The following is a 2,658-nucleotide window of genomic DNA, read 5'->3' on the forward strand; positions in this document are numbered from 1 at the left end:
CTCGGGTTCGTGATAGCCGCTTCGACTATTGTCATGCTCCATCTGTTGCGTTCACTCCTCATAGTGAGTAGATATACGAGAACATTCTAATCTTCGGATTCGACGGTGCCCGTATTCGGCTCAGCGCACCATCAGACCGCCACCGGGGCCTTGATGGCGGGGTGGCATTGATAATCCACTACCTCGAAGTCTTCATACTGATAGGAGAAGATGGAGTCGGCCTTGCGGATGCGCATGGTCGGGTAGGGATAAGGATTGCGCGACAACTGCTCCAGAACCTGCTCCACGTGGTTGTCGTAGATGTGGCAGTCGCCACCGGTCCAGACGAATTCCCCAGGTTCAAGATCGGCCTGTTGGGCCATCATCAGGGTCAGCAGGGCGTAAGAGGCAATGTTGAAAGGCACGCCCAGGAACATGTCGCAGGAGCGCTGGTAGAGCTGGCAACTCAGCCTGCCGTCGGCCACATAGAACTGGAAGAGCGCATGGCAAGGAGGCAGAGCCATGCTGTCAACCTGGGCTGGATTCCAAGCAGTGACGATCATTCGACGGGAGTCCGGATGGGTACGTATCAGATCCAGCACCTTGGCGATCTGGTCAATGGTGTGATGGGGGTCCTCCGGCGTCGGTGCGGGCCAGCTGCGCCACTGGACCCCATAGACCGGACCCAGATCCCCGGTTTCCGGATCGGCCCACTCGTCCCAAATATGCACGCGGTTCTCCTGCAGCCAGCGCACATTCTGCGATCCCTTCAGGAACCAAAGCAACTCGTAGGCGATTCCCCGGAAGTAGACCTTCTTGGTGGTGATCAAGGGGAAGGAATGCGACAGATCGAAGCGCATCTGCCGCCCGAACAGGGATATGGTGCCGGTCCCCGTCCTGTCGGACTTCAGGGTGCCCTCGCGCAGGATGGTGCGCACCAAGTCCTCATAGGGGGTGGGAATGTCCGAGTCGGGACGCTCAGGGATACGTGTACGAATACGCTGCAGTTCTTCGGGAGTCAAGGCCATGCGGCCATACTATCAAGTCCTCGGTCAGCTGAGCGCGCCCCGGTGACGAATTGCACAGTCCGGGTTAGATTGGAGGAACAGGTCCGGCCACAGGGCCGGATCCGGATGACGCACCCGTTGGGTGCCGGACAAGGAGGAACAGATGGGCAAGAGACTTTGGGTCGAACGCGACAAGGACGGCACCTGGAACGCCTATGGCGACAATGGGGCCCACATCACCTTCGGCAAGGGCGAGGATCAGTTCAACCCGGGCGATCTGATGAAGATCGCCCTGGCCGCCTGCGGAGCCCTCTCCAGCCAGTTCGCTGTTGAGAGCGCCCTGGGCAAGGGCAAGGGGGCGAAAATCGTGGTGGACGGCACCTATGACTCCGACGACGACGCCTACCTGAGCTTCGACGAGCAGGTCGACGTCGATGCCACTTCGGCCAGGCTGGCTCAGGAGGATGCGGACAAGCTGGAGGAGCGGATCCGCCGCCATATTGCCAAGTCCTGCACTGTGGCGCATACCTATCAGCGGGAGACTCCGGTCAGGATCTCCGTCAAGGTTCGCCACTGATCTGACAGCCATAAAAGAGCGGGGATCCCCAGGTTCATTGAACTTCGGGAATCCCCGCTCTTCGTCGATTTTGCCGTTGAATCGACCGCCTTACTCCTTATGCTCGGGATCGATGGTCGACTCCAGATCAGCCAGTTGCTCGGGTTTGGCCAAATCCACAGAGATCTTCTCCACTCCGGTGATATCGGCCACATCCGTGCTTTCTGCCGCGTCGGCTGCAGCTTTGAGACCGGATTCCTCGGCCTCCACATATTTGCGCGGCACCACGTAAACGGGGCTGACCGCATGCTGCAGGAGGCCCTGGCTGGTAGATCCCAGCAGGAGCCCGGTGAAGCCGCCGCGGCCCCGCGAGCCGACTACGACCACGTCATGAGTCTTGCTGGCCTGGGTCAAGGCCTCTACGGCAGACCCTGGCACCACGGTCTTGTTGATGCGCAGATCGGGATAGGTCTTCATGAGCGGAGTGATTCGGGTATTGAGATCATCCAGATAGGAGTCCATGACGCTGCGCTCCTCGGCCGAGCCCGTGCCGGTCAGTCCGGAGATATTGGGCACTGCAGACATCACATCCAGCTCGGCATTCCAGCTATCAGCGAAAGCGGCGGCAATCTGCAATGCCTTAAGACCCCACTTAGACTCGTCGGAACCCACGGCAACCCGCTTGATGTCGTTGCTCAAATGCATCAGGTTGCCATCGTCGTCGGTGTAGGGAACGACCACGATAGGGCAGTAGGCATAGGCGGGCAGGCTGGAGCTTGTGGTGCCCAGCAGCCGCTCAGCCAGGCCGCCCTTGCCCCGGTTCCCGATGACAATCAGCCGGTAGTTGCGGCTCAGCTCCACGAAGACCGAGGAGGGATCCCCCGTCACAATCAGCGTGGCTGCACCGACACCTTGTTCATCGGCGATGGCCTTGGCCTTTGAGAGAATCTCCTGGGCATCGTTGTGAGCCGCTACGTCGTCTCCCATGGTGGTGTAGGTCGCGTCGAAAGAGACAGCCGCATAAGAGGGAAGGGAATATGCGCAGACGATTTGCAGGGTCAACCCTGCATGCTTAGCGTAGTTGGCGGCCCACCACGCCGCCTTGTAGCTGGCGTC

3 protein-coding genes are annotated in these 2,658 nt (G+C 59.9%); 1 reads left to right on the forward strand and 2 read right to left on the reverse strand.

From position 1 onward, the window contains the following. Nucleotides 1-131: 131 nt before the first annotated feature. A complete protein-coding gene (locus tag AC0AP0_RS11540) occupies nt 132-1,007 on the reverse strand; it encodes a thymidylate synthase (RefSeq protein WP_463603573.1) in 876 nt (291 codons plus the stop codon). 142 nt (nt 1,008-1,149) lie between these two features. Here AC0AP0_RS11540 and AC0AP0_RS11545 point away from each other — a divergent pair, with 142 nt between their 5' ends. Further along, a complete protein-coding gene (locus tag AC0AP0_RS11545) occupies nt 1,150-1,563 on the forward strand; it encodes an OsmC family protein (RefSeq protein WP_144178513.1) in 414 nt (137 codons plus the stop codon). Nucleotides 1,564-1,653: 90 nt separating this feature from the next. On the opposite strand, the gene AC0AP0_RS11550 is transcribed toward AC0AP0_RS11545, so the two are convergent. Further along, nucleotides 1,654-2,658 (reverse strand): universal stress protein (locus AC0AP0_RS11550; RefSeq protein ID WP_490430572.1); only part of this gene is annotated, 1,005 nt, incomplete at its 5' end.

This window comes from Bifidobacterium sp. POST2/T3 (B1), from assembly GCF_058197115.1.

Bases quoted from the DNA above. Each gene is read 5' to 3' on its own strand.
- AC0AP0_RS11540 (WP_463603573.1), bottom strand. From the start codon at position 1,007: ATGGCCTTGACTCCCGAAGAACTGCAGCGTATTCGTACACGTATCCCT.
- AC0AP0_RS11545 (WP_144178513.1), top strand. From the start codon at position 1,150: ATGGGCAAGAGACTTTGGGTCGAACGCGACAAGGACGGCACCTGGAAC.